16 protein-coding genes are annotated in these 25,796 nt (G+C 61.6%); 11 read left to right on the top strand and 5 right to left on the bottom strand.

Annotated features, from left to right (window positions below; all coding sequences use genetic code 11):
* The first annotated feature begins 175 nt into the window (after nt 1-175).
* Both egtD and egtB read left to right on the top strand, forming a co-directional pair.
* Nucleotides 176-1,168 (top strand): L-histidine N(alpha)-methyltransferase, encoded by a 993-nt coding sequence (egtD, locus tag CD932_RS01005; RefSeq protein WP_094443371.1) that lies wholly within the window; start codon nt 176-178, stop codon nt 1,166-1,168.
* A 9-nt stretch (nt 1,169-1,177) separates the two neighbouring features.
* A complete protein-coding gene (egtB, locus tag CD932_RS01000; RefSeq protein WP_094441013.1) occupies nt 1,178-2,434 on the top strand; it encodes an ergothioneine biosynthesis protein EgtB in 1,257 nt (418 codons plus the stop codon).
* On the opposite strand, the gene CD932_RS00995 is transcribed toward egtB, so the two are convergent.
* From CD932_RS00995 to CD932_RS29125, 3 genes are all read right to left on the bottom strand, one after another.
* On the bottom strand, nt 2,431-4,011 hold the full coding sequence (locus tag CD932_RS00995; RefSeq protein WP_176460839.1) for a methyl-accepting chemotaxis protein: 1,581 nt from the start codon (nt 4,009-4,011) through the stop codon (nt 2,431-2,433). The two genes, egtB and CD932_RS00995, sit on opposite strands and share 4 nt — an antisense overlap.
* 175 nt (nt 4,012-4,186) lie before the next feature.
* The gene (leuA, locus tag CD932_RS00990) at nt 4,187-5,893 is read right to left on the bottom strand and encodes a 2-isopropylmalate synthase (protein WP_094441012.1); all 1,707 of its coding nucleotides are present in this window, start codon (nt 5,891-5,893) and stop codon (nt 4,187-4,189) included.
* A 73-nt stretch (nt 5,894-5,966) separates the two neighbouring features.
* Entirely contained in the window at nt 5,967-6,293 is a 327-nt protein-coding gene (locus tag CD932_RS29125; protein WP_141213145.1) for a hypothetical protein, read from the bottom strand.
* 95 nt (nt 6,294-6,388) lie between these two features.
* Here CD932_RS29125 and tssF point away from each other — a divergent pair, with 95 nt between their 5' ends.
* The 4 genes from tssF to CD932_RS00970 all read left to right on the top strand — a co-directional run bounded on the left by tssF (nt 6,389) and on the right by CD932_RS00970 (nt 14,282).
* A complete protein-coding gene (gene tssF, locus CD932_RS00985; RefSeq protein ID WP_176460837.1) occupies nt 6,389-8,227 on the top strand; it encodes a type VI secretion system baseplate subunit TssF in 1,839 nt (612 codons plus the stop codon).
* The gene (gene tssG / locus CD932_RS00980) at nt 8,191-9,222 is read left to right on the top strand and encodes a type VI secretion system baseplate subunit TssG (RefSeq protein WP_094441010.1); all 1,032 of its coding nucleotides are present in this window, start codon (nt 8,191-8,193) and stop codon (nt 9,220-9,222) included. Before tssF ends, tssG begins: the two co-directional genes overlap by 37 nt.
* 91 nt (nt 9,223-9,313) lie before the next feature.
* On the top strand, nt 9,314-12,079 hold the full coding sequence (locus tag CD932_RS00975; protein WP_094441009.1) for a type VI secretion system Vgr family protein: 2,766 nt from the start codon (nt 9,314-9,316) through the stop codon (nt 12,077-12,079).
* A gap of 34 nt (nt 12,080-12,113) precedes the next feature.
* Nucleotides 12,114-14,282: a DUF3274 domain-containing protein gene (locus CD932_RS00970; protein WP_094441008.1), complete on the top strand. Its 2,169-nt coding sequence runs from the start codon at nt 12,114-12,116 to the stop codon at nt 14,280-14,282.
* Between the two features lie 13 nt (nt 14,283-14,295).
* On the opposite strand, the gene CD932_RS00965 is transcribed toward CD932_RS00970, so the two are convergent.
* On the bottom strand, nt 14,296-15,630 hold the full coding sequence (locus CD932_RS00965) for an IS4 family transposase (protein WP_094440899.1): 1,335 nt from the start codon (nt 15,628-15,630) through the stop codon (nt 14,296-14,298).
* Between the two features lie 267 nt (nt 15,631-15,897).
* On the opposite strand from CD932_RS00965, the gene CD932_RS00960 reads away from it, so the two are divergent.
* Entirely contained in the window at nt 15,898-17,250 is a 1,353-nt protein-coding gene (locus tag CD932_RS00960) for a hypothetical protein (protein ID WP_254926414.1), read from the top strand.
* 30 nt (nt 17,251-17,280) lie between these two features.
* Here the strand turns inward: CD932_RS00960 and CD932_RS00955 are convergent, their stop codons facing one another.
* Complete coding sequence (locus CD932_RS00955; protein WP_094441007.1) at nt 17,281-19,434, bottom strand: TonB-dependent siderophore receptor; 2,154 nt, start codon at nt 19,432-19,434, stop codon at nt 17,281-17,283.
* 210 nt (nt 19,435-19,644) lie between these two features.
* Here CD932_RS00955 and CD932_RS00950 point away from each other — a divergent pair, with 210 nt between their 5' ends.
* The 4 genes from CD932_RS00950 to carB all read left to right on the top strand — a co-directional run bounded on the left by CD932_RS00950 (nt 19,645) and on the right by carB (nt 25,708).
* A complete protein-coding gene (locus CD932_RS00950) occupies nt 19,645-20,556 on the top strand; it encodes a patatin-like phospholipase family protein (protein WP_094443368.1) in 912 nt (303 codons plus the stop codon).
* Nucleotides 20,557-20,649: 93 nt separating this feature from the next.
* The gene (locus tag CD932_RS00945; RefSeq protein WP_094441006.1) at nt 20,650-21,057 is read left to right on the top strand and encodes a heme-binding protein; all 408 of its coding nucleotides are present in this window, start codon (nt 20,650-20,652) and stop codon (nt 21,055-21,057) included.
* 249 nt (nt 21,058-21,306) lie between these two features.
* Nucleotides 21,307-22,485, top strand: coding sequence for a glutamine-hydrolyzing carbamoyl-phosphate synthase small subunit (gene carA, locus CD932_RS00940; RefSeq protein WP_094441005.1), 1,179 nt, complete (start codon nt 21,307-21,309; stop codon nt 22,483-22,485).
* Entirely contained in the window at nt 22,478-25,708 is a 3,231-nt protein-coding gene (gene carB / locus CD932_RS00935; protein ID WP_094441004.1) for a carbamoyl-phosphate synthase large subunit, read from the top strand. Before carA ends, carB begins: the two co-directional genes overlap by 8 nt.
* The last annotated feature ends 88 nt before the right edge of the window (nt 25,709-25,796 follow it).

Raw genomic sequence — 25,796 nt, 5'->3', positions numbered from 1 at the left:
GGTCTGGATATTCGGCTATGATGGGAAAACGTCATCGGTTTTGCCGGGCCGGCGCAGTTGCCAGCTGCCCGTTTCTCCTATGACGCGATGTCGGCGTGGCGCCGTTTGCCAGCGCGCTTGCCACCATATTGTGACCGTCTTCGCCACCCCTAACGCCACCAGCCAACCCATGACCATGACCTTTGCGCAGCCATCGACCGATTTTCGCCAGCCCGCCGCCAGGCCCCCTTTGAAAGCGACAGCGACTCCCGCAACGATAGCCGAGGTCGCGCAAGGCCTGCTGGCGCCGTCCGCCTGGACCTCGCCCAAGTACTTATATGACGCGCTGGGCTCCAAATTGTTCGAAGCCATCTGCGTCTTGCCCGAGTACTACCCGACGCGCACCGAGGCGGCCATCTTTGCGCGTCACGGCGCTGACATTGCCGCAGCCGTGGGTCCGGGCAGCACCCTGGTCGACCTGGGCGCCGGCAATTGCGCCAAGGCCGCCAGCCTGTTTCCGCTGTTGCAGCCGACCCAATATGTGGCGATCGATATCTCGTATGATTTCCTCAGCGAGTCACTGGGCCGCCTGCGGCAGCGCTTTCCGGCGATCGACATGCTGGGACTCGGCCTCGACTTTTTCAGCGGCCTCGACCTGCCCGAGACGGTGCGCGACAGCAAGCGCCTGTTTTTCTATCCCGGTTCCTCGATCGGCAACTTCACGCCGGACCAGGCCATCACCTTTCTACGGCAGGTGCGCGCCAACGCCGGGGGCGACGGCGGCCTGCTGATCGGCGTCGACCTGATCAAGAACGACGCCGTGCTCGATGCCGCCTACGATGATGCGCTGGGCGTCACTGCCGCCTTCAACCTGAACATGCTGCGCCACCTCAACACCCTGCTGGGTGCCGATTTCGACGTGCGCCAGTGGCAGCACCACGGTTTTTTCAACCCCCTTGAGAGCCGCGTCGAGATGCACCTGGAAGCGCGCAGCGAGCAGCTGGTGCGCTGGCAGGGCGGCCAGCGGCGCTTTGCCAAAGGCGAACGCATCCATACGGAAGACAGCTATAAATATACGCGGGCCAGTTTCGTCGGCTTGCTGGAACAGGCCGGCTTTGCTGCGGCCCATGTCTGGACCGATGAGCAAAACTGGTTCGCCGTGATCCACGCGCGCGCCATTCGCGATTAAGGAGCCGCCATGCACGCCATCAACTCTGCCGCCAGCCATCCCTTGCTGGAACACTACCGGCGCGTGCGCCAGCACTCGCTGCAATTGGCCGCCCCGCTGTCCGACGAGGATTGCGGCGCGCAGTCAATGCCCGACGCCAGTCCCGTGAAATGGCATCTGGCCCACACCACCTGGTTTTTCGAAACGTTTATCCTGGAAACGCTGGAAGAAGGTTTTGCGCCGTTCCACCCGGCCTTCCGGGTGCTGTTCAATTCCTATTACAACGGTATCGGCGACAAGCATCCGCGCGCCCGGCGCGGCTTGCTCACGCGCCCCGCCATGGCCCAGGTGCGCGCCTACCGCGCCGATGTCGACGCGCGCGTGGCGCGGCTGATGGACGGCGGCACGACGCCGGCGCAGCTGGCCATGCTGCTGACCCTGGGACTGGAACACGAACAGCAGCACCAGGAGTTGCTGCTGACCGACGTCAAGCATTTGCTGGCGCAAAGCGCGCTGTTTCCCGCCTACCTGGAGCCGCCGGCGGCGCGCGTGCTGCCGGCGCCGGCAAGCAAGGCGGGCTGGATCGCGTTTGACGGCGGTTTGAGCGACATCGGTCATGCGGGCGAGGGTTTCTGCTTCGACAATGAATTGCCGCGCCACCGGCAATTCGTCGCGCCATTCGAACTCGCTGCCAGCCTGGTGACCAATGGCGAATATCTCGCCTTTATCGAGGCGGGCGGCTACCGCAATGCCAGCCTGTGGCTGGCCGAAGGCTGGGACTGGGTGCGCAGCCAGGGATTGCAGTGTCCGCTGTACTGGCAGCGCGATGAGACGGGCAACTGGCTGGAATTTACCCTGCATGGCCTGCAGTCGCTTGAGCTGGACCTGCCGGCCACGCATTTGTCGCTGTTCGAAGCGGACGCCTACGCCCACTGGGCCGGTGCGCGCCTGCCGACGGAAGCGGAATGGGAGCTGGCGGCGCACGGCGTGCCGATGCAATGCGGCCAGCTGCATCCTGCTGCTGCGGTAGCGGGCGCCGGCCTGCGGCAGATGTTCGGCCACTGCTGGCAATGGACCAGCAGCAGCTACGCGCCGTATCCGGGCTACCGTACCGCGCCCGGCGCGCTCGGCGAATACAACGGCAAGTTCATGCTGAACCAGTACGTGCTGCGCGGCTCGTCGTGCGCCACGCCGGCCGGCCATGCGCGCGCCAGCTACCGCAATTTCTTTCCGGCCGGCGCGCGCTGGCAATTTACAGGGGTCCGCCTGGCGCGCCAGCCTGATTAAGTCCTCGCCAGCCGGTGCGGCATTTGCCTGGCCTGGTCGAGCTTGAACTGGCTGACCAGGGTTTCGAGCTCGCCGGCCTGGTCGTGCATGGCGGCCGCCGCTGCGGCGGCCTGCTCCACCAGCGCCGCGTTTTGCTGGGTGGTCTGATCCATCTGCATGATGGCGGCATTGATCTGTTCGATGCCTTCGCTTTGTTCATGGTTGGCCACGCTGATCTCGCCGACGATCGCGCTGACCCGGCCCACGCTGGCCACCACTTCATCCATGGTGACGCCGGCCTGGCTGACCAGATGCGCACCCTGGTCGACCTGGCTCACGGAGTGGGCGATCAGGTCCTTGATTTCTTTCGCTGCGGCGCTCGAGCGCTGCGCCAGGTTGCGCACTTCGCTGGCCACCACGGCAAAGCCGCGCCCCTGTTCGCCGGCGCGCGCCGCTTCCACGGCCGCGTTCAGCGCCAGAATATTGGTCTGGAAGGCGATACCGTCAATGACGCCGATAATGTCGACAATTTTCTTCGACGACGTATTGATGGCGTCCATGGTGCCGACCACCTGCGCCATGGCGACGCCGCCGCGTTGCGCCACCTCGGCCGCCGAGCGGGCCAACTGGTCGGCCTGGCGCGCGTTATCGCTGTTGCTGCGCACGGTGCCGGTCATCTCGATCATCGACGAGGCGGTCTGTTCCAGTGCGCTGGCTTGCGCTTCGGTGCGCGCCGACAGGTCGGCGTTGCCGCTGGCAATTTCACTTGACGCCACGGTAATGGCGCCGGTGCCGCCGCGCACCTTTCCCACCAGTCCCGCCAGGTTGCCGTTCATCTCGCGCAGCGCCTGCAGCAACTGCCCCGTTTCATCCTTGCTATCGGCCACGATCTTGCTGCTCAGGTCGCCGGCGGCCACGGCCCGCGCCACCTTCAGCGCGTACGCCAGCGGCGTGGTGATCGAACGCGTGACCAGCCAGGCAAAGACCACGCCCAGCAGTACGGCGGCGGCGCCCAGCGCCGACATCAGCAGATTGGCCATGGAAATGTTTTTTTGGATCAGCTCGCCACCTTGCAGTACCAGGCCGCGTTGCAGGTCGTTCAGGGTATTGACGGTCGCTTGCAAGTTGGCCAGGGCCGGCAGGGTATCCTTGCGCACGTGCTCGGCCGCCGCCTCGCGCTGGCCGGCCATCAACAGCTTGTCCGCCTGGCTGAACGAGGCGACATAGGCCTTGCGCTGCTGTTTCAGGGTTGCCAGCAGGCTCTTGCCTTCGCTGCTGGCGACCAGGCGGTCGAGCACTTCCAGCGCCTTGGTGATGGTGACTTTATTGACATCGATCTCGCCGTGGATGGCGCCCGACCGTGCCGCATCGTCGTGGATGAACAGTTCGAGCACCAGCGCCGCATTCGAGCGCGTGGTGCTGCGAATGGTGGCGATGGCGTCGGCCTTGGCCCAGTCGCTCTGGATAATGGCTTCGCTCAGGCCGCCGATCTTGTCGAGGCGTGACAGGCCGGTGGCGATCAGCACCACCATCAGCAGCAATACCATGCCAAACCCCGCGCCCAGCCGCGTGCCTATCTTCATGTCTTTCAGTTTCATGATGCTTTCCGATTGTTAACAATAAAAGGTACGTTCCCGCTTGTCTTCTTGTCATTGGATTATACGTTTTTCAATACCTGGAATGCATCACTAATTGACATACGGAAATGAAAAAGCGGAACGACCGTCAAGTCATCCCGCTTTTTTCTCCTGCGAGGGAGCGCTGCCGCCGGGCTTACGCGGCGCCGGCCGGCGTTGCCGCGACTGTTGTTTTTTCGCCTTCCGTCTGCTTGATGCGGCGGTTCACGGCCGACAGCACGGCCTTGAACGAGGCGGTGACGATATTGCTGTCGATGGCGGCGCCGAACAGGGTAGGTCCGTTATCGAGGCGCAATTCGACATAGCAGGCGGCCTGGGCGTTGGCGCCCGAACCGATCGAGTGCTCATGGTAGTCCATCAGCTTGATGTCGAGGCCCAGCGCATTGACGAAGGCGTCGATCGGGCCGTTGCCGCCGCCTTGCAGCGCCAGTGGCGACTGGCGGTGCGACAGGCTGATATCGATCTGTACCGATTCGTCGCTGCTGGTGTCTTCCACCATGCGATGCGCAGTGTAGGCATAGGGCGTGCTCTGTTGCAGATATTCCTTCTGGAAGATCGCGTGGATGTCTTGCGCGGCGATTTCGCGGCCGGTGGCGTCGGCCACGGCTTGCACGGCGCGCGAAAATTCGATCTGCAGGCGGCGTGGCAAGACCAGCCCGTATTCCTGTTCCAGCAAGTAGGCCATGCCGCCCTTGCCGGACTGGCTGTTGACGCGGATTACGGCGTCATAGCTGCGGCCCAGGTCGGCAGGATCGATCGGCAGGTAGGGCACTTCCCAGATGCTGTCGGGCTGCTGCTTGGCGAAGCCTTTTTTGATCGCATCCTGGTGCGAGCCGGAAAACGCAGTAAACACCAGGTCGCCCGCATACGGATGGCGCGGGTGGACCGGCAACTGATTGCACTCTTCCACGCATTTGCGCACGGTGTCGATATCGGAGAAATCGAGGCCGGGATGCACGCCTTGCGTATACAAGTTCATCGCCAGGGTCACCAGGTCGACGTTGCCGGTACGCTCGCCATTGCCGAACAGGCAGCCTTCGACGCGCTCGGCGCCGGCCATCACGGCCAGTTCGGCCGAGGCGACGGCGGTGCCGCGGTCATTATGCGGGTGCACGCTGATGATGATGGAATCGCGGCGCGCCAGCTTGCGCGACATCCATTCGATCTGGTCGGCATAGACGTTCGGCGTGCTGCATTCGACGGTCGACGGCAGGTTGATGATCATCTTGTTGGCCGGGGTCGGCTTCCAGATGGCGCTGACGGCGTCGCAGATATGCTTGGAAAAATCGAGTTCGGTGGTCGAGAACGATTCAGGCGTGTATTCGAAGCCCCATTGCGTTTGCGGGTGCTGCGCCACCAGTTGCTTGACCAGTGTGGTGCCGGTGGTGGCAATATTGGTGATTTCTTCGCGCGACATGCCGAACACGACCTTGCGGAACACGGGCGCCACCGAGTTGTACAGGTGGACGATGGCGCGTTTGGCGCCAGCCACGGACTCGACCGTGCGACGTATCAGTTCGTCGCGCGACTGGGTCAGCACGATAACGGTGACGTCGTCCGGGATGCGGTTTTCATCGACCAGGCTGCGCACGAAATCGAAATCGGTTTGCGAGGCGGAGGGAAAACCCACTTCGATTTCCTTGAGGCCGATGGCGATCAGCATTTCAAAAAAACGCAGCTTCTTTTCCACGCTCATCGGCTCGATCAGCGACTGGTTACCGTCGCGCAAGTCGGTGCTCATCCAGATCGGCGGCTTGTCGATGATCTGGTTCGGCCACTGGCGGTCGGTCAATTTCACTGGCGGAAAAGCGCGGTATTTGGAAGCTGGATTTTGCAACATCATGATCGGGTACTCCTGAAAATGGGGGGGAATTGAAATCGGCTGTGGCGCAAGCTTGCCGGGCGGCCACGCAACGCTAGGCCAGGCAAGCGATCGGTAGCGATAGACGCTCAAAGACAGCGGCAGTGGCTGCGGGGATTGCGTTGTGTATCGGGGATGGTGCAAACATCATCAAACCTTCCAGGGTTTTTTCAAAACACGCCGGCGTGTAGCCAGGCGCAGCAAAGCGGCAACTCAGGCGCGTGCCAGTAGTAGTCGCGGTAGCGACAGCAGGGAAGGGGATGGAAGTTTGAAGGAGGACATGCAGCCAATGTAATGGAGTTTGTGTTTGGCTGTCAAGCATATTTCGGTCGGCAAGCGTGCGCGCAGCACCGCCATGCGGCAAGTTGAGCAGAGCAGGCATCGTTTGTTCCTGCGCAAATTGCAATGCAACAATTATTTTATCATCGCAGTTCCATCGACGGCGATTGCGGCTTCGCAATGACCAGGAGAGCGCGCATGAGGACGTTGTTGAAGTACTACGAAGAGGAACTGGGCCTGCTGCGTGCGCATCAACAGGAGTTTGCCGTGCGCTATCCCTCCATTGCCGGCGCGCTGGGTGTGGCGGGCGGTGACTGCCAGGATCCGCAGATCGAACGCCTGATCGAGGCATACGCCTTGTGCAATGCGCGTACGGCGAAAAAGCTGGAGGACGGGCGCAAGATCTTTACCGAATCCATGCTGGAAGTAAATTTCCCTCACTATCTGAGGCCATTTCCGTCGTGCTCGATTGCGCATGTGGACGCCAGTGGGACGCTGGGCATGGTGCGTGACGGTATCGATACCATTGCGCGCGGCACCGTGATGCATGCGTCTTTGCATCAAGGCGTGGTCTGCAAGTTTCGTACTGCGTATGACGTGGTGCTTGCGCCCCTGTCTTTGCCGGCCGCGCGTTTCATCCCGTTTCCCGATCGCTCCGGTATCGAGCTGCCGCCTGACATCAACACCGCCATCGCCATCGATATTGCGTCCACTTCTGCGGTGGGCGCATTGGAGCGGCTGACGTTGTCGAGCGTGCGCGTCTACATCGCCGGCGCGGCCTCGATGTCCGCCACGCTGCGCGATGCCTTGTTCTTGCATGCCGCCAGTGCCTGGATCGAGGTGGGCGGCGTCAGGCACAGGCTGGCGCAAGTACCGTTGCGCGCTGCTGGCTTCCTGCCGCAAGAAGCGCTGTTGCCGCGCCAGCCAGGTTCGCATCGCGCCTACTGCTTGCTCACCGAATACTTTGCGTTTCCCGAAAAATTCCAGTTTTTCGATATCGATCTGGCTGCCATCAAGGCCTGCCTGCCAGCGGCTTGCCAGCGCTGCACGCTGTACCTGGGCTTGCGGGAAGTGACAGCCGATGGCGGCAGCGGGCGCCTGTTGCGCTCTTTGTCATCAGAAAATTTCCTGCTGGGCTGTACGCCGGTGGTCAATCTGTTTGCGCAGGCCGCTTCGCCTTTCCAGCTGACACACACGCAAAGCGACTATCCCGTCGTGGCAGAGCACAAATACGCGTATGCCTACGATGTCCACAGCATCGATGCGGTACGGCTGGTGCGCCAGGGCGCCGGCGTGAACGCCGTCACCGATTGCCAGCCGTTTTATGCGATGCGCCATGGGCCGCGCAATGGCGGACGCAACCGCTACTGGGTGGCGCGGCGCGACGAGGCAAGGGCACACGGCACGCCCGGCCATGAAGTGCGTCTGTCGTTTGTCGACAGCGATGCCGACCATGGACCGGAGGTCGTCACGACGGTGTCGGTCGATATCACGTGCAGCAATCGTGACTTGCCTGCCGCACTACCCTACGGCGCCGTCGATGGAGACTTGCGGCATGAAAGCGTGGCCAATACCTTGCCGGTGCGTCTGTTGCGCCGGCCAAGCCCGACCTGCCGGTTCGCCCTGGACCTGATGACGCAGATCCGTTTGCTATCGCTGCTGTCCTTGAATCATCAGTCCTTGCTCCAGGAAGGACTGCCGATGTTTCAGGAATTACTGGAATTGCATAATTTGCCAGCCTCACAGATGTCGCGGCGGCAGATTCAAGGCCTCATGGCGCTGGCGCACCGCGCGTCGAGCACCTGGATGCCGGACGCCAGCGGCGGCACGCTGGTATTCGGCATCGATGTCTTGCTGACCGTTGATGAAGACGCGTATGTCGGTAGCGGCCTGCATGCCTTTGCGCAGGTCATCGACCATGTGCTGGGCTTGTATGTGCATGTGAACAGCTATTGCCGTTTGCTGTTGCTTTCCCACCAGAGCGGAAAGGAGTTGCTGCGATGCCAGCCTCGCAATGGCCAGCAAGTGCTGGTGTGATCGCCCTGTTATCCGAGGCGCCTTACCGGTTTGGTTTTTTCCAGACCGTGCGCTTGCTGGAGCGCTGGGTATGCCGGCAAGGGGCCTGCCCTGAATCGGCGCTGCAGGATGGCGTGCGCTTCCATAACAGCGTGGCGCTGGCGTTTCCTGCCGGCGAAGTGGAAGCGGTCTGGTACGACAGCGCACAGCGGCGCGTGCATCTGCGGCCCAGTTTGCTGGGTCTGCTGGGCGTGCACGGCACTTTGCCACTGCACTATACGGAACGCCTGGCCAGCCAGGAAAGAGCGAGTGGTCACGCCGGTGCGCGCGCCTTTCTCGACGCCGTGTGGCAACGCGCGCCGGCCATGTTTTATCGCGCCTGGGCCGATAGCCGCATCGAGTGTCAAGTTGATGCCGAAGGCCGGCCCGGCTATTTGCCGCTGCAACTGGCGCTGGCTGGCGCCTGGCCTGCGCAGCTCGCCAAGGCAGGCGCCTTGCCATCGGAAGCTATTGCCTGCCATGCGGCGGTGCTGCGCCAGCGTCCGGTCAGCAGCGAGTCGATGGGCGAGGTACTGGGCGACTATTTTGGCGTGCCGGTACGGATCGAGTCGTTTGTGAACGCCTGGCATACGCGCGCCAGCGATGAACGGTCGCTGCTGGGAGTGGCAAATGTGTCTTTGGGCCAGGGTGTCATGCTGGGAGAACGATGCAGGCGCAGCGATTTGCGTTTGCGCCTGTGGATCGGTCCCCTGAGTCGCGCACAATTTGATGAATTTTTACCAGGAAGTTCAGCCGGACTGGCCTTGCGCAGCATGTTGAGTCTTTTCGGCTTGCCTTCAGTGCAATTTGAAATTCGCCTGATCCTGCGCGCGGCCGATGTGCATGGCGTCACGCTGGCCGCTGGCATGGCCGGTGGTGGCGCTTGCCTGGGACAAACGGCCCGCCTGCAGACCGAAGAGGCAATGCGTGACTGTGACGAGATGCACTACGAGATCCGGTTTCCCGGTGCGGCTTGATGTTGCGCAGTGTCAACATGGAGACAAAGCCGAATACTGATGAGCCAGCCACTCTACATCGCACGGTGGTACCCGCTGACAGGAGAAGACAATGGATGGATCCGGCGATTTCATGCAGTTCATGCGCATGGCAAAAGAACTCGGTGCCGGCAACCGGCCATTGCGGCTGCGCCTGGCCTATGCGGACGGCTTGAATGACGACATTGTGCTGCCACAGCAGGTCGATGGCAGCGAAACCGTGTGTGGCGGCATGCAATACACCATCTGTTGCGTATCGCTCGACGCCCACCTGCCACTCAAGCAATTCATCGGCGTGGCGGCCGAATTGCTGATCGTCACCGATGAGGGGCGCTTGCGCAGCGTCTGCGGCATCATCGCGCAGGCGTCGGCGGGCCAGAGCGACGGTGGCCTGGCCGCCTATCGGTTGGTGATGCATGACGCGCTGGCGCTGATGGAAAAGCGCCGTAATACGCGGGTATTTCGCAGCAAGAATGAACTTGATATCGTCGAGTTGTTGATTGCCGAATGGCGGCTCGGCAATCCTGTCATCAGCGCCGCTTTTGCTTGCGAAGTCGACCAGGCACTGGCCGGCCGCCACTTCCCGGCGCGTGAACTGACCATGCAGCACAACGAGTCCGATGCCGCCTTTATTCGCCGGCTGCTCGCGCGGCGCGGCATTGCCTGGGTGATTCGTCCGGGGCGTCGTCCGCCTGGAGCGACGAGGACGGCGCCTGGCGATACGCCTGCACACACCTTGTTCCTGTTTGACGATGCGCGGCGTTTGCCGGACAACACGGCGCCCGTTATCCGCTACCATCGCGCGGGCGCCACCGAGCACAGTGACACCTTCACCGCCTGGGGCGCGGTGCGTACTTTGCAAGCGGGCAGCATCGGTCTTCACAGCTGGGATGATGCGGCGCCGCGCAACCGCCCGTTCATGCAAATGGCATTGAGCGGGGCGGCCGACCAGGGCCCCAATGGCAACCGCTGGGCCGCCAGTGTCGACGATTATTTTGTCGCCACGCCGCACCTGGGCGACGGCAGCGATGATTTTCGCCAGTTGGGCTTGCTGGCGATGGCGCGCCACGATCTCGATACCAAGTGCTTTCACGCCGAAGGCGTGGTGCGCGCCTTGGCCGCAGGGCAGCATTTCAGCCTGGCGGGCCATCCTGAAATCGACCGGCACCGGCCTGAAGAGCGTCGTTTTTTCGTCACCGCGCTGGAAGTGCACGCCACCAATAACTTGCCCTTGCAGCTAGATGCGTTGGTTGCCCGTCTGTTTGCCGCCAGCGGCTGGGCGACGCAAGAGGCTGGCCGCGCAGATGGCCAGGCGCAGCCCGGCATGCCCCGTTACCGCATGCGCTGTACCTGCATGCGCTCCGGCGTGGCGCTGGTGCCGGCTTTCGATCCGCAACGCGACGTGCCGCAGCCGCAACTGCAAAGCGCCATCGTCGTCGGGCCCGCCGGCGAGGAGGTGCATTGCGACGGCCAGGGGCGCATCAAGGTCCGTTTTCCGGCGACGCGCGCGGCCGACCACGCCCATGCGCAGGGCAGCGGGGCGTCCGATACCGAACGCGATACGGCCTGGTTGCGCGTCGTCAGCAACTGGGCCGGCGACGGGCAGGGTAGTGCGCACCAGTGCGGAGCGCTGTCGCTGCCGCGCGTCGGTGCGGAGGTGCTGATCGGTTTTCTGGCCGGCGATCCTGACCGGCCCATCGTGTTGGGCCAGTTATTCAATGCCGTCGCCCCGCCGCCGGCCCTGAGCAAGCGCGGCGCGCTACCGGGAAACCGCTATCAATCCGGCTTGCGCAGCCGCGAAGTGCGTGGTCAACGCGGCAATCAATTGCGCATGGACGACACGCCGGCGCAGATCAGCGCTCAACTGGCCAGCGACCATGCCGCCACCGAGCTGAATCTGGGATTTCTGGTCGAACCGCGCGCAGGTGGTGCGGCGGCACAGCGCGGCGACGGCTTCGAGTTGCGCAGCGACTCTGGCGGCGCCATTCGCAGCGGCAAGGCGCTGCTGCTGTCGGCCTGGAAGCGGCTCGATGCCGCCGGCGGTCAGTTGTCGGCGAATGAGCATCTGGCCCTGATGCAGGAGTGCCTGGACCTGTTCAAGTCGCTGGGCGAGTACGGCGCCGCGCACCAGGCGCTGCCGTTGGACGCGTCGCCCGCCGCCGCCCTGAAAGACGACGTGGCCACCGCCGCTGCGCCTACGGCCAGCCTGACGGCGCCGGCCGGGCTGGCATTGAGCAGCCCGAAGACCATCGTCAGCTATGCCGGCGTCAATGTCGACACGGTGGCGCAGCAGCATGTGCAACTGAGCGCCGGCCAGCATTGCAGCATTCACGCCGGCAAAGGTATCTCCGTGTTCGCCCACCAGGGCGGCATTGCGCAGATCGCGCACCATGGCAAATTTCTCATGCAAAGCCAGTTCGACGAGATGCAGCTCAACGCCGCCAAGGCCTTGAAGATGACGGCCAATACCAGCCTGATCGGTATCGCCCAGGATGACATCACCTTCATGACGGCGGGCGGCGCCTATTTGAAGCTGTCAGGTGGGAAAGTCGAGCTGGGCGGCCCCGGCGCGCTGACGATACGGACCGATGGCCATCACTGGAACGGACCGGCCAGCGCCACGGCCGAGCTGCCCGGCTTTGGCGAGGCGGAACTGGGCCGGGTGCCGCAGGCCGTTTCCATCCTCGACGGCAGTCCCGTCAAGGGCGTCAAGATCGTGATTGACCGCGAAGACGGCACCCGCCAGGTATTCGACGCCGACGGCGAGGGCAAGGCAGAGGCCATCGTTGGCGATACGCTGGAAAAGCTGAAGGTGCGCATTTTCAGGCCGCGCGACTGATGTTCACTGTTTTGATCGAGCAAGAGGAGATGCCATGACGCGACATAAAACCGGCGCCAAACCCACGTCGAACGCCCTGCCTTTCGATGAAAGCAAGTATATCCAGATCGGCGAAAACGACGGCCTGCTGCGCTTCGACCACGGCCTGATGCCGGTCAGCACGCGCCTGCCCCTGCCGGGAATCATGATTTTCGTGCATGGCGTCAATTCCGACGGGGAATGGTATGACGAGGCGGAGCAGGGGCTGTGCGACGGACTCAACGAGCGCTTGCACCGGCGCCAGCAGGATCCCGGCCGCAGCGCGCAGGAAGGCATTGCCATGACGCCCGCCCGTTATCTGGACCAGCTGACGCGGGACGGTTTCATCAACCCGAAAATGAAGCCGAAAACTTTCATGCAGAGCGACGGCTATTCGCCCGTGATCCGTTTTCGCTGGGGCTATGCGGCCAACGACACGGAACTGCAGACCTACGGCGACGCGATATTCCTGAATGAACAGAATTATTGGGGTGGCGGCCCGTTCGCCAACGGCTGCACTTCGCTGCCGGACTTGTGGGGGGAAGGGTTATCGGACCAGTTGTTTCTCTGGCTGCAGATCCAGCACCTCAATCCCACCAATGACCGCAAGGTCTATACGTGTCCGCCGCGTCCTTATTTTGTCCTGGCGGCGTATCGGCTGGCGTGCCTGATCCAGGCCATCCGGCAAAAGCAGGCCGATGTGCCGATCACCATCGTTTGCCACAGCCAGGGCAATATGGTCAGCATGGCCGCTGCCTTTCTCGGCGAACGCCTGCCCAAGGTCAGCGATGCGCAGGGAAGGTCATGGCCCTGCATTGCCGATAATTATGTTTTATGCAATCCCCCCTACAGCGTGGTCGAAGACAATATGGCTGATAACTGGACGGCCTCGAACCTGAAGGCGGCCGATGGCAGCAGCGGCCGCCAGACAGCCGCCGCCCGGTTCGAGACGCTGGCGGCATTCTTCGCGATGATAGGGGCGCGCAGAGCCCAGCAATGGCCAGCCGAAAAAATCGATGCCGCCATGAGTGGCAGCAACCATCCTTTCAAGGCACAACAGGACCTGAACCAATACGGGCTGCAAGGCGCCACCATGGGCCGCGTGACCCTGTATTGCAATCCGCACGACCAGGTGATCTCGTCCCTGACCGTGCAAGGCATGGGTTGGCGTGGCCTGTGCGGCCCCAGGAAGGACAAGGATGGCGTGCCGCAGCGAGACCGGCATGGCGTGGTCGATCCGGGCGAAATTGCGCGGGCTGGCGGCCAGGGCGTATTCACCCAGCGCGTATTTGCCGAAGGTTATCCGGTTGGCAAGCAAGGCGAGTATGACTACTGGGCCAATCACTGCCCGGCGCTGGTCGCCGGCAGTGACGATTTCTGGAAACCGCAATCCATGCTCTCCCGCTACAGTGTGGCCAAGGGCCTGGAAGCGCAAAATAACTGGCTGTTCAAGGTACTGACCGTGGCATTCGCGCCGGCCTTCATCATCGCCACCAGCCTGATGCGCAAACCCATCAACGCCTCGCCCGACGCGCGATGGAAAATTCCGCTCGAAGCGCCCGACCTGCCCGAGCCCTTTTTGCCGAAAGCAAAACTGTTTGGCCAGATCGAGTCCGGTTTCGACATGGGGCTCGATCCGCACGGCTGGCAACGCGACAAGGAAACCGTGCGCGCCAAGGGCGATCCATTTTTTGGCGATATCAGCATACCGCGCGGCGGCCTGCATGGCGAGCAGCAGCGTACCGACGCCGCGCGCGGCGATGCCCACAGCGAAGCGTCGCTGCAATATGAATACCACGCCGCACTGCGCATGGCGGCCAAGCGCGACGGCATGGTCGCCAACAACGAACATGTGACGCAGGAAGACAAGCCCGAAACGGCCACGGCCGACTACACCGCCTGGCGCAATCAGAAAATCCAGGGCATGTTGGCCAGCAACGTCGGTACCTATGCGACCGACCACTCGACCATCATGACCAACAGCGAGCATGCGCAAAAGGCGCTGGCGTATGACGTGGCAGTGGGCTGCTGCTATCTGCGGGACGAGGATTTGCGGGAACTGAGGACGATGGCGGATTGGCGGTTTCTTGATGATTTTGACGGTAAGAAAAATATGAATCTGAATCTGTTTATTGAATACTTTTCAGAAGGAAAGATCAATAAGTTGACTCCCTTGAAATCATAGGTTTATACACAAATCACCCAGCTTCGTCGCGTAGCGCTTTGATGGTGAGTGCAGCCACGCGCACATCCTGAATGCCCTGCCAGATTGTCTTGACGCCCGGATCGCCGTCGCCTTTTCGTCCAAGGAAGCCGCCGATGCGCGCGATCAAGCGCACCACATCGTTAAGTGTCGGAGGCTGATCCGGCCGTCGCTCCTTCGTGAGCAGGTAAGCGCCACGGATTTCATCTGGGTCGAAGAACAGGCTGGCGTCGAGATCCGGGCAGATGCGCCCGATGCGCATCAGATAGGAGACGCGCCACGCCACGATCATGAACAGCGCCAGCGCGCGTTCAAGATTGTCGATGTGGGAGAGCTGCATCGCCTCGACCTTGCAGGCGTTCTTCAACACATGGAAGAACATCTCAATTTCCCAACGCGCGCGGTACCAGTCGATCAACTCGATCACCTCATCGACGGTGGTGGCGGTTCGATTGGTGAGCAAGCGCCATTCGATCGGCTCGATGCCGGCGGGCGCATCGATTTCGCGCGCGATGACGCAGGTCGCAGCGATCTTGACGCCGCGCCGCGCCGGCAGTTCCACACGCCTGGCCCAGAGTTGCTGGCGCACCTTGCGGCCCTTCTGTTTGTCGCGCGCGCCGATGACGAAACTGATTTCCCCCACCGGCGCACCATCGAGCGTGTGCGCCCACAATCGCTCGCCCTCTGGCAGTGCCCGGTCGGTCTTCGCGCGCACCAGCCAGTCGGCCGGCGTGCCGCAGTCCTGTGCGTAGGTCATCAGCTCGATCATATCGGCCTCGCGGTCGGCCACGTACACCAGTCGCGTCGCCGGCATCTCGGCGGCCATCTCGGCGATCCGCCCGTAGCCTTCGATCCAGCGGCCACTTTCCTTGATTCCCGGTCGAACGCCGGCAGCGTTGATCTTCTCGCGCGCCCACATCCAGGCGTCGAGCACGCCTAGCGGCAACCGTTCCGGCGTGACGGCGTACGTTGGATGGACATACATGCCGCGCTGGACTTCATAGCTGAGCGGCCCGAGACCTTCGATCTGCTGCCCGTTGAAATTGAGTTCGGTCGTGTCCTGCAAGCACAGAATGACGGGGTGTTCGCCCATGCGCTGCTGCGTCTTGGCCCAGTGCGGTGCCATGATGTCGCGCCACTCGACGGCGTCGTTCTCGAGAAATCGGTATGTGGCGATCGTCTCGGCCCAGCCATTGCACGACTTAGGAATGCTGGACGAGGGCTTGTCGGCAAATCGCGCCACGATCTTCCTGGCGCGACTGTCAAGGCGGGAGTCCCCAAGGTCAAGTTCAGCAAATTCCAGGCCCGTCCAGTGCGTCGATTTAGTCATTATTTCGCGAGCCAAAAGACGAGAGTAAACCTGAAAAATCAATAGTTTACAACTGCTCCCGCAAGTGCTTGAATGTAAACGGATTTTTCCGCCCCACTGTTATCGCCAAGCAAACTTGGCGGGCTGACGCGGAGATGTGTATAAACCTATGCCTTGAAATGGGTGGAGACATGCAAGGAGGGAGCAATGCCGGAAAAAATAAAAAATTTACGTGAAAATATTTCGAAGTGAATATTTAATTTTAAAAATTAGATCGGAGATAATGTGATGGCTAAAAATTTTTTCTTTTCTTCTGTGGCGGCAATTACGGCCGCCTTAGGATTGTCCTCTTGTGCAACGACGCAGCAAGTAGTTATCGATAAAAGCAAGCTTGAAACTGTAGAGGCGAGTTTGCCGTTCATTGCGCAAGTGGTGGGAGTGCAGTGGCTGAATCCTTTGCAACGCCAGGATTATCCCACCGAGTGGCAGTTGCTATGGACTATGGGAAAAGTGAAGCCAAATAAAAAAGATGATATGGTTGAATTGTACCCTGCCGATTTCTCCGATGTTCGATCAGTGGCGGGGATTGCCTCATCTAACAATGGGAAAGGTAGTTTTGATAATTTCCACATTAAATATGTTAGGCAGGTAATAACAAAATTCCATGGCATGTATTTTTCCAATCCTACGTATTTCTATAATGCCCACGACGTAAAAAATAAAATTGGTTGGCGCGAACTGGCGGGTATTCATGTCGAGTATGCGCTCCCCGCCGAGCGGTTTGACCCGCTGCAGGCCGGCGAGGATTTGCGCGAGCAAATCAGTAGTACATTTTCCATCGGTAACCCCAATTTCCCCAACTCATGGACCCGCTCCACGCCGCCCGATGTGCGGGTCACTGCGGGCGGCGCCAACGCCGGTTTTGTCTCGCTGGCCGCCGCCCTCGATTATCTGCGCGCGCATCCCGATGAAACGGTGTGGGTGATGAGCTGGGATGCGCCCAGCTTTCCGAAAGACGAGCAGATCAATGAAAACATGGTGTTGCTGGTGCTGGCCGGCCCGCAGTTCAAGACCGAGCGCGATGCGCTGGCGTGGATCGCTTATCCGGCCACGCATCAGGTCAGCGATTTCGTGGCGGAAAAGGGCCTGCCGCCGCCCACGGTGCAGGCCTGGCAGGCCACGCTGGCGCAGGCGGCCGGCAATGGGCGCAAGAGCGATACCGAGATCGGCTATGTGATACACGACGCGCACCATGCGCACGCCGCCTCGTCCGATCGCCTCGGCAATCTGGCGCAGACCCTGACGATGGAATTGCCGGCCTTTGATTTCCTGAAACAGAGCTTCAATACGCCGGCGCTGCTGGGCGAGATGGGCGCCGCCACGGCGCTGACCAATGTGGCGCTGGCCATCGCGCAGGCCAATCACTTCGGACAGAACGTGCTGGTGGCCGGCACCACCGATGCGGGGCGGACGACGGGGGTGCTGGTGCTGCCGCCGGCCACGGTGCGGCCGATCGACCCGGTCAAGCCGTGGTTTCGCGCGCGTGGCGGCGGCAATGCCTATCTGATGTGGTGGGGCATACGGCATGCCTGGGCCAAGCTGGATGCCGGACAGTTCAATGAGCAGGGGTATTCGAAGTAGGAGGGCGGCCCGGTGTGTTGATGTCGCCGCTTACAAATCGAACGCCGCTGACAGCTGCACGGTACGCGGCGCCGATTGCGAGATGGTGCCATAAGACGCCACGCCTGCCCAATAATGGCGATCGAAGGCGTTCATCAATCCGGCGCGCACGGTGGTGGCGCGGCCGCCGATGGTGGTGCGGTAGCGCAGGCCCAGGTCGGCCCTGGCCCACGACGGCACCGATTGCACATTGCCCTGGTCGACATACTGTTTGCCGGTGTAGCTCACGGCGGCGGTAGCGGTGAGGCCTGGCAGGGCCGGCAGATCCCATTGCGCTCCCAGGTTGGCCATGACTGCGGGAACCCCCACCGGCCGCTTGTCCTTGGTGGCGGCGCTATTGGTCTTGACCAGCCGTGCGTCGAGCACGGTCAGGCCGGCAAGCAGGCGCACCGTTTTGCTGGCAGCCCCGGACAGGTTCAGCTCCAGGCCACGGTTACGCTGCTCGCTGTCCATGCGATACACCGCGCCGTAGAGCTGGCCGCTGGGTTTGCTGACCTGGAACACCGCGATGGTGGCCAGTACCTCTCCCATGTCCGCCTTGGCGCCGAGCTCATGTTGCCTGCTCTTGTACGGCGTAAATACCTGTCCCGCGTTGCTGGCGATATTGGGGGCGATATCGCCCTTGCTCAGACCTTCAATATAATTTCCATACAGCGAAATATGGCGCCAGGGCTTGACCACCAGGCCCGCCAGCGGTGTCAGCGCGCCTTGTTTGTAGCGCGTCTGCAGAGCGCCGCTGGCGGCGTTGTAGTTCTTCGATTCGACCAACTGGCGGCGGATGCCCAGTGTCAGCTGGACACGCCCGTCCAGCATGTCGAGCGTATCGGCCACTGCCAGGCTCGACAGCGTCGAGGCGGACAGTTTGGGCGTGCGGCCCGGTGCAGGCACGCCGGGATCGGCGACGGCGACCGGCGCGTAGATATTCGATGTGATCAGCTTGCCGGCCTGACTGATGCTGCCAAACTCGTCGCGATAGACATTGCCCATCACCACCATTGCATGCTGAATGGCGCCGGTGCGAAAGCGCGCGCGTACGCCGCTGTCGCCGCTGGCGCGTCGCACGCGGAATTTCCAGTTCATCGGGATGACCGTCATGTCGCCGGCGGCACTGGTAATGGTCGGTGTCTGATCCGAATAGCGCAGCACATCCGAGCGGGTTCCCCCGGCGTCCAGGAACACGCTGATATCATCGTTGAGCTCGTATTCCAGCTTGCCCAGCGCGGCCAGGTCGTTGGATTTCCACCAGCCCCACGATTGCGCGATATTGCGCTGGCCGTCGGGTGCTTGCGGGACCGGCAGCCTGGCGGCGACCAGGAACGGACGCGTCGGCGCGTCGATCCATTGATACTGTTCGATCAGGTCGAGCGAGGCGCGCAGGCGTGAACCACGGTAATCGAGTGCTACCGCAGCCACTTCGGCCCGTGACCGCTGGTGATCGAGCGGCGTTCGCCCCTGGCGATGCAAGCCATTCACGCGCACGCCGAAACGGCGCTCCTCGCCAAACCGACGGCTCACGTCAAGCGCGGCGCCCAACTGGGTGTCCGAGCCGTAGTCCAGCGTCAGCCGCGTCAGGTCGCGCGGCAAGGACCGCTTGGGTACCGCATTGACCACGCCTCCCACGCCGCCATTCGGCGACATGCCGTAGAGCAGGGCGGCAGGACCTTTCAACACTTCCACGCTCTCCAGGTATTCCGTAAATAAATGATAATTGGGCGACACGCCATACACGCCATCGAATGCCACTTCGCTCAGATTGCCTTCGTTCAGAGGAAATCCCCGGATGAAGAAGGAATCGGTGACGCCGCCGATCTGGCCGGTAAAGCGCGTCGATGCATCACCGCCCAGCACCTCCGCCAGGGTCAGCGCTTGCTGGTCGAGCATGCGCTCGCTGGTGTAGCTGCTGACACTGAATGGCGTGTCGAGCAAGTTCTTCTCGCCCAGCAGGCCGGCGCGTGCGCTTTTCTCGATCTGTCCGCCCGAATCGGGCTCGCTCTGGCCATTGACGCGCACCATAGGCAGATCGGGCGGTGCTTCGGCGCTGGTTTGCGCCCAGGCCTGCGGGGCAAGGCAGGCGCCCAGCAAGGCGGCCAGCGCCAGCGTGTGGGTGGGGCGGGAAAAACCTGGATTTGTTTGCTTGATAGGCATTGGTTGATTGGCATGATGTGAAAAAAACCAAATTATAAATGAGAAGCATTTGCATTCATAATTTATTGACGCGATATCGATGTGAGTCGACGGCTGCAACCGTGGCTGGCATGTTCTTTAAGCCCGGCCTCATCCGCCTTGGGGCCGCTTGCGCTACAATCGGCGCTTCCTTTGCTGTCACTGCCGCGCGCGGCACCCTACCTGTCCACTATGCTCCCTAAACGCCTGACCCTGCTTGCCCTGGCCGCCTTCGTGCTGGCCGGCTGCGAGACCACCGCCCCGAAACCCGTGCAAGTGCTGACGCCGCCCGAGCCGGCGGCCGTCACGCCGCGCAAGATCAAGATCGGGTTGGCGCTGGGCGGCGGTGCGGCGCGGGGGTTTGCCCATATCGGCGTGATCAAGGCGCTCGAGTCGCAAGGCATCGATGCCGATATCGTCACCGGCACCAGCGCCGGCAGCGTGGTGGGCGCCTTGTATGCGGCGGGCAACTCCGGTTTTGCGCTGCAGAAGATGGCGTTTGACATGGACGAGGCCGCTATTTCCGACTGGGCGCTGCCGCTGTTCGGCAAGTCGTCCGGGGTGCTCAAGGGCGAGGCGCTGCAAAGCTATGTCAACAAGGCTGTTGGCGGCGTGTCGCTGGAAAAACTCAAGATTCCGTTTGGCGTGGTCGCCACCGACCTGAAAAACGGCCAGCCGATCCTGTTCCAACGGGGCAATACCGGCATGGCCGTGCGCGCCTCGTCGGCCGTGCCGGGCGTGTTCCAGCCGGTGGTGATTGGCGGTCATACCTATGTGGACGGCGGCCTGGTGGCACCGGTGCCGGTGCGCTTTGCGCGCGACATGGGCGCGGACTTCATTATCGCCGTCAATATTTCCTCGCAAACCGATACCCAGAAGGCGATCAGCTCGATGGAAGTGATCATGCAGACCTTCGCCATCATGGGCCAGCGCATCAACCAGTTCGAACTGAAAGACGCCGACGTGGTGATCCAGCCCAGTCTGGGCACCATGAAGGGCAACGATTTTGCCAGCCGCAACCAGGCCATCCTGGCCGGCGAGCAGGCGACGTTTGCCGTCATGGCGCAGATCAAACAGAAACTCAAGGCCAAACGCGCGCAGTAAATACTGTCGCTGGCGTTCCTGTTTCAGCTACAATTTTAAATCACCGAATCACCGAATCACCGAATCACCGAATCACCATCACAAGGAAGCATCATGCAATCGAAACCGGTACTGAGCCTGGAAGACATCAAGAAAATCGCCGCCGCCGCCGAAGCGGAAGCGGTCAAGAACAACTGGGCAGTAGCGATCGCCATCGTCGATGACGGCGGCCATCTGGTGTGGATGCAGCGCATGGACGGCGTGGCGCCGATCTCCTCGCATATCGCCCCGGCAAAAGCCAAGACGGCCGCGCTGGGCCGCCGCGAATCGCGCATCTATGAAGAAATGATCAATGGCGGCCGGGTCTCGTTCCTGAGCGCACCGGAAATCGACGGCCTGCTCGAAGGCGGCGTGCCCATCATTTACGATGGCCACTATGTTGGCGCCGTTGGCGTGTCGGGCGTGAAATCGCATGAAGATGCGCAAATCGCCAAAGCAGGCATTGCCGCCATCACGGCCTGAGTAGCAGCCGCTATTGCCTGACAAGCCGTTCCGCGCATGCCGAACGGCCATCAATCTGCATTTTCTTCCTTGTGGAAAAGCTGCCTTTTGGTTATAATTCAAAGGTTTAGCCAATCACACACATACCGTAGCGACTACCCATCCCATCATTCAAAATGACCGTTGAAACACCCTGAGCGCATGCGACTCGGGTATCTAGGCGGTCGGTCTGACGTGGCGCAGCTACGGTAACTTTATCAGGAGTTGCCCTTGCCGCCATTTTTTTCTGGCCCTGCCGTTCCAGCCATATTAGCGCTTGCTGATGGAACGATTTTCAAAGGTTTTTCGATCGGCGCCGCCGGTCATACCACGGGCGAGGTTGTTTTCAACACCTCGATGACCGGGTATCAGGAAATCCTCACCGACCCCAGCTATAGCCGCCAGATGGTCACCCTGACCTATCCGCATATCGGCAATACGGGCGTCAATCCGGAAGACGTCGAGTCTTCCAGGGTGCATGCTTCCGGCCTCATCATCCGTGACCTGCCTTTGCTGGCATCCAATTTCCGTTCCACCCTGTCCCTGTCCGACTACCTGAAAGCTGAAAATATCGTCGCCATCGCCGGCATCGATACGCGCAAGCTCACGCGCATCCTGCGTGAAAAGGGCGCACAGGGCGGCGCCATCCTGGTTGGCACGCAAGGCAACGAACCATCGGCCGCGCAAGCGCTGGACCTGGCCCGTTCCTTTCCCGGCCTGGCCGGCATGGACCTGGCCAAGGTCGTCTCGACCAAGGCGGCCTATGAATTCCGCGATACGGAATGGACCTTGGGCGAAGGCTACGGCCAGTTGGCGGACGCCGATGCGAAATACCATGTAGTGGCGTTTGACTACGGCGTCAAGCGCAATATCCTGCGCATGCTGACGTCGCGCGGCTGCAAGGTCACCGTGCTGCCGGCGCAAGCGAGCGCCGCCGATGCGCTGGCATTGAATCCGGATGGCATCTTCCTGTCGAACGGCCCCGGCGACCCGGAGCCATGCGACTACGCGATTGCCGCCACCCGCGAGCTGATCGAGAAGGGCATCCCGACCTTCGGCATCTGCCTCGGTCACCAGATCATGGCATTGGCTTCCGGCGCAAAAACGCTGAAGATGAAGTTCGGCCACCACGGCGCCAACCACCCGGTGCAGGACCTGGAAACGAAACAGGTGCTGATCACTTCGCAAAACCACGGTTTCGCCGTTGACGCCGCTACCTTGCCGGCCAACTGCCGCGTGACCCATGAATCGTTGTTCGACGGCTCCCTGCAGGGCTTTGCCCGCACGGACAAGCCGGCCTTCTGCTTCCAGGGCCACCCTGAAGCGTCGCCGGGCCCGATGGATGTTGCTTACCTGTTTGACCGCTTCATCAAGCTGATGGACGCGGAGGAGAAAAAGAAAAATGCCTAAACGTTTAGATATCAAAAGTATTCTGATTATTGGCGCTGGCCCGATCGTGATCGGCCAGGCCTGCGAGTTTGATTATTCCGGTGCGCAAGCGTGCAAGGCCCTGCGCGAAGAGGGCTACAAAGTCATCCTGGTCAACAGCAACCCTGCGACCATCATGACCGACCCGGAAATGGCCGATGTCACCTATATCGAACCGATCACCTGGTCGGTGGTCGAGCGCATCATCGCCAAGGAGCGTCCTGACGCCATCCTGCCGACGATGGGTGGCCAGACGGCGCTCAACTGCGCGCTGGACCTGTTCAACAATGGCGTGCTGGCGAAATACAACGTCGAGCTGATCGGCGCCTCGCCGGAAGCGATCGACAAGGCCGAGGACCGTTCCAAGTTCAAGGACGCGATGACCAAGATCGGCCTCGGTTCGGCCCGTTCCGGCGTGGCGCACTCGATGGAAGAAGCGTGGGCCGTGCAGCGCACGGTCGGCTTCCCGACCATTATCCGTCCGTCGTTCACCATGGGCGGCTCCGGTGGCGGGATTGCCTACAATGAAGAAGAATTCGAAACCATCTGCAAGCGCGGCCTGGAAGCATCGCCGACCAAGGAATTGCTGATCGAAGAATCCTTGCTGGGCTGGAAAGAGTACGAGATGGAAGTGGTGCGCGACAAGGCGGACAACTGCATCATCATCTGCTCGATCGAAAACCTGGACCCGATGGGCGTGCACACGGGCGACTCGATCACGGTCGCGCCGGCGCAGACCCTGACGGACAAGGAATACCAGATCATGCGCAACGCCAGTCTGGCGGTATTGCGCGAGATCGGCGTCGACACCGGCGGCTCGAACGTGCAGTTCTCGATCAATCCGGCTGACGGCCGCATGATCGTCATCGAAATGAACCCGCGCGTGTCGCGTTCGTCGGCACTGGCGTCGAAAGCCACCGGTTTCCCGATCGCCAAAATCGCCGCCAAGCTGGCAGTCGGTTTTACGCTCGACGAGTTGCGCAACGAAATCACGGGCGGCGCCACGCCGGCCTCGTTCGAACCGTCGATCGACTATGTCGTCACCAAGATTCCACGCTTCACGTTCGAGAAATTCCCGACCGCCGACCACCACCTGACGACGCAGATGAAGTCGGTCGGTGAAGTGATGGCGATCGGCCGTACGTTCCAGGAATCGTTCCAGAAAGCCTTGCGCGGCCTGGAAGTGGGCGTGGACGGCATGAACGAAAAAACCAAGGACCGCGAAAAGATCGAAGAGGAACTGGGCGAGCCAGGTCCCGAGCGCATCTGGTACGTGGGCGACGCGTTTGCCCAGGGCTTCACCCTGGAAGAAGTGCACAACCTGACCAAGATCGACCCATGGTTCCTGATCCAGATCAAGGAAATCGTCGACCTGGAATTGTGGCTGGACACGCAGAAGCTGGAAGGCCTCGATAAAACCACCTTGTACAAGCTGAAGCAAAAAGGTTTTTCGGACCGCCGCCTGGGCTTTTTGCTGCAGACGACCGATACGGCCGTGCGCCAGCAGCGCCATGCGATGAACATCCGTCCCGTCTACAAGCGCGTCGATACTTGCGCGGCTGAATTCTCGACCGACACGGCGTACATGTATTCGACGTATGACGAAGAGTGCGAATCGAATCCGACCGACAAGAAAAAGATCATGGTGCTGGGCGGTGGCCCGAACCGTATCGGCCAGGGTATCGAGTTCGACTATTGCTGCGTCCACGCCGCCCTTGCCATGCGCGAAGACGGCTACGAGACCATCATGGTCAACTGCAACCCGGAAACCGTGTCGACCGACTACGATACCTCGGACCGTTTGTACTTTGAATCGCTGACGCTGGAAGACGTGCTGGAAATCGTCGCCATCGAAAAACCGGTCGGCGTGATCGTGCAGTACGGCGGCCAGACGCCATTGAAGCTGGCGCTGGACCTGGAAGCGAACGGCGTGCCCATCATCGGCACCTCACCCGACATGATCGATGCGGCCGAAGACCGCGAGCGTTTCCAGCAACTGCTGCACAAGCTGGAACTGCGCCAGCCGCCGAACCGCACCGCGCGCACCGAAGCCGACGCCCTGGCGCTGGCCCAGGAAATCGGCTACCCGCTGGTGGTGCGTCCTTCCTACGTGCTCGGTGGGCGTGCGATGGAAATCGTCCACGAGCAACGCGACCTCGAGCGCTACATGCGCGAAGCGGTCAAGGTCTCGCACGATTCGCCGGTGCTGCTGGACCGCTTCCTGAATGACGCCATCGAGTGCGACGTCGATTGCATCTCCGACGGTGAAACCACCTTTATCGGCGGCGTGATGGAACACATCGAGCAAGCCGGCGTGCACTCGGGCGACTCGGCCTGCTCGCTGCCACCGTATTCGCTGGCGCCGGAAACCATCGCCGAACTGAAACGCCAGACGGCGCTGATGGCCAAGGGCCTGAACGTGGTCGGCCTGATGAACGTGCAGTTCGCGATCCAGAAGCAGGAAGTTGAAGGTGAAATGCGCGACGTCGTGTTCGTGCTGGAAGTCAATCCACGCGCCTCGCGCACCGTGCCTTTCGTATCGAAAGCGACCGGCTTGCAGCTGGCGAAAATTGCCGCCCGTTGCATGGTCGGCCAGAGCCTCGCCTCGCAGGGCATCACCGAGGAAGTCGTGCCGCCGTACTATAGCGTCAAGGAAGCTGTGTTCCCGTTCGTCAAGTTCCCTGGCGTGGATACCATCCTCGGCCCTGAAATGAAGTCGACCGGCGAAGTGATGGGCGTGGGCCTGACGTTTGGCGAAGCGTTCGTCAAGTCGCAGCTGGGCGCCGGCGTGAACCTGCCGAAGGCCGGCAAGGTCTTTATCAGCGTGAAGTCGTCGGACAAGCCGCGCGCCGTGCAAGTGGCGCGTGATCTGGTCGCGTCCGGGTTCACGGTGGTGGCCACCAAGGGCACGGCGGCCGTGATCGCGGCGGCCGGCATTGCTGTCACGCCAGTGAACAAGGTGATCGAAGGCCGTCCGCACGTGGTCGACATGATCAAGAACCACGAGATCGTGCTGGTGATTAACACCGTCGAGGAAAAACGCAGCGCCATCGTCGATTCGCGGGCCATTCGCACCTCGGCCCTGGCCGCGCGCGTGACGACCTACACCACCATCGCCGGCGCGGAAGCGGCCGTCGAAGGCATCCGTCACCTCGATGAACTGCGCGTGTACGATCTGCAAGGCTTGCACAAGACCCTGCATTAAGATCGCGTCCAGTGTTATTTGCAGTGGCCGCCGTTAGGCGGTACACTGCATGCTTATCAACCACAGAGTTCCGTGCAGAGCAGCGCGC

Origin of the sequence: Janthinobacterium sp. PC23-8 (assembly GCF_002250505.1) — a bacterium.
Taxonomy (GTDB): domain Bacteria; phylum Pseudomonadota; class Gammaproteobacteria; order Burkholderiales; family Burkholderiaceae_D; genus Janthinobacterium.
The sequence above is the reverse complement of the archived record's forward strand: the minus strand, read 5'-3'. Positions and strand labels throughout refer to the sequence as shown.

Coding starts and splice junctions, on each gene's coding strand:
- CD932_RS00995 (WP_176460839.1), bottom strand. CDS start 4,011: ATGAAACTGAAAGACATGAAGATAGGCACGCGGCTGGGCGCGGGGTTT.
- tssG (WP_094441010.1), top strand. CDS start 8,191: ATGCCAGCCTCGCAATGGCCAGCAAGTGCTGGTGTGATCGCCCTGTTA.
- CD932_RS00960 (WP_254926414.1), top strand. CDS start 15,898: ATGGCTAAAAATTTTTTCTTTTCTTCTGTGGCGGCAATTACGGCCGCC.
- tssF (WP_176460837.1), top strand. CDS start 6,389: ATGAGGACGTTGTTGAAGTACTACGAAGAGGAACTGGGCCTGCTGCGT.
- CD932_RS00970 (WP_094441008.1), top strand. CDS start 12,114: ATGACGCGACATAAAACCGGCGCCAAACCCACGTCGAACGCCCTGCCT.
- CD932_RS00965 (WP_094440899.1), bottom strand. CDS start 15,630: ATGACTAAATCGACGCACTGGACGGGCCTGGAATTTGCTGAACTTGAC.
- egtB (WP_094441013.1), top strand. CDS start 1,178: ATGCACGCCATCAACTCTGCCGCCAGCCATCCCTTGCTGGAACACTAC.
- carB (WP_094441004.1), top strand. CDS start 22,478: ATGCCTAAACGTTTAGATATCAAAAGTATTCTGATTATTGGCGCTGGC.
- CD932_RS00975 (WP_094441009.1), top strand. CDS start 9,314: ATGGATGGATCCGGCGATTTCATGCAGTTCATGCGCATGGCAAAAGAA.
- CD932_RS00955 (WP_094441007.1), bottom strand. CDS start 19,434: ATGCCTATCAAGCAAACAAATCCAGGTTTTTCCCGCCCCACCCACACG.
- CD932_RS29125 (WP_141213145.1), bottom strand. CDS start 6,293: ATGCCTGCTCTGCTCAACTTGCCGCATGGCGGTGCTGCGCGCACGCTT.
- CD932_RS00950 (WP_094443368.1), top strand. CDS start 19,645: ATGCTCCCTAAACGCCTGACCCTGCTTGCCCTGGCCGCCTTCGTGCTG.
- CD932_RS00945 (WP_094441006.1), top strand. CDS start 20,650: ATGCAATCGAAACCGGTACTGAGCCTGGAAGACATCAAGAAAATCGCC.
- egtD (WP_094443371.1), top strand. CDS start 176: ATGACCTTTGCGCAGCCATCGACCGATTTTCGCCAGCCCGCCGCCAGG.
- leuA (WP_094441012.1), bottom strand. CDS start 5,893: ATGATGTTGCAAAATCCAGCTTCCAAATACCGCGCTTTTCCGCCAGTG.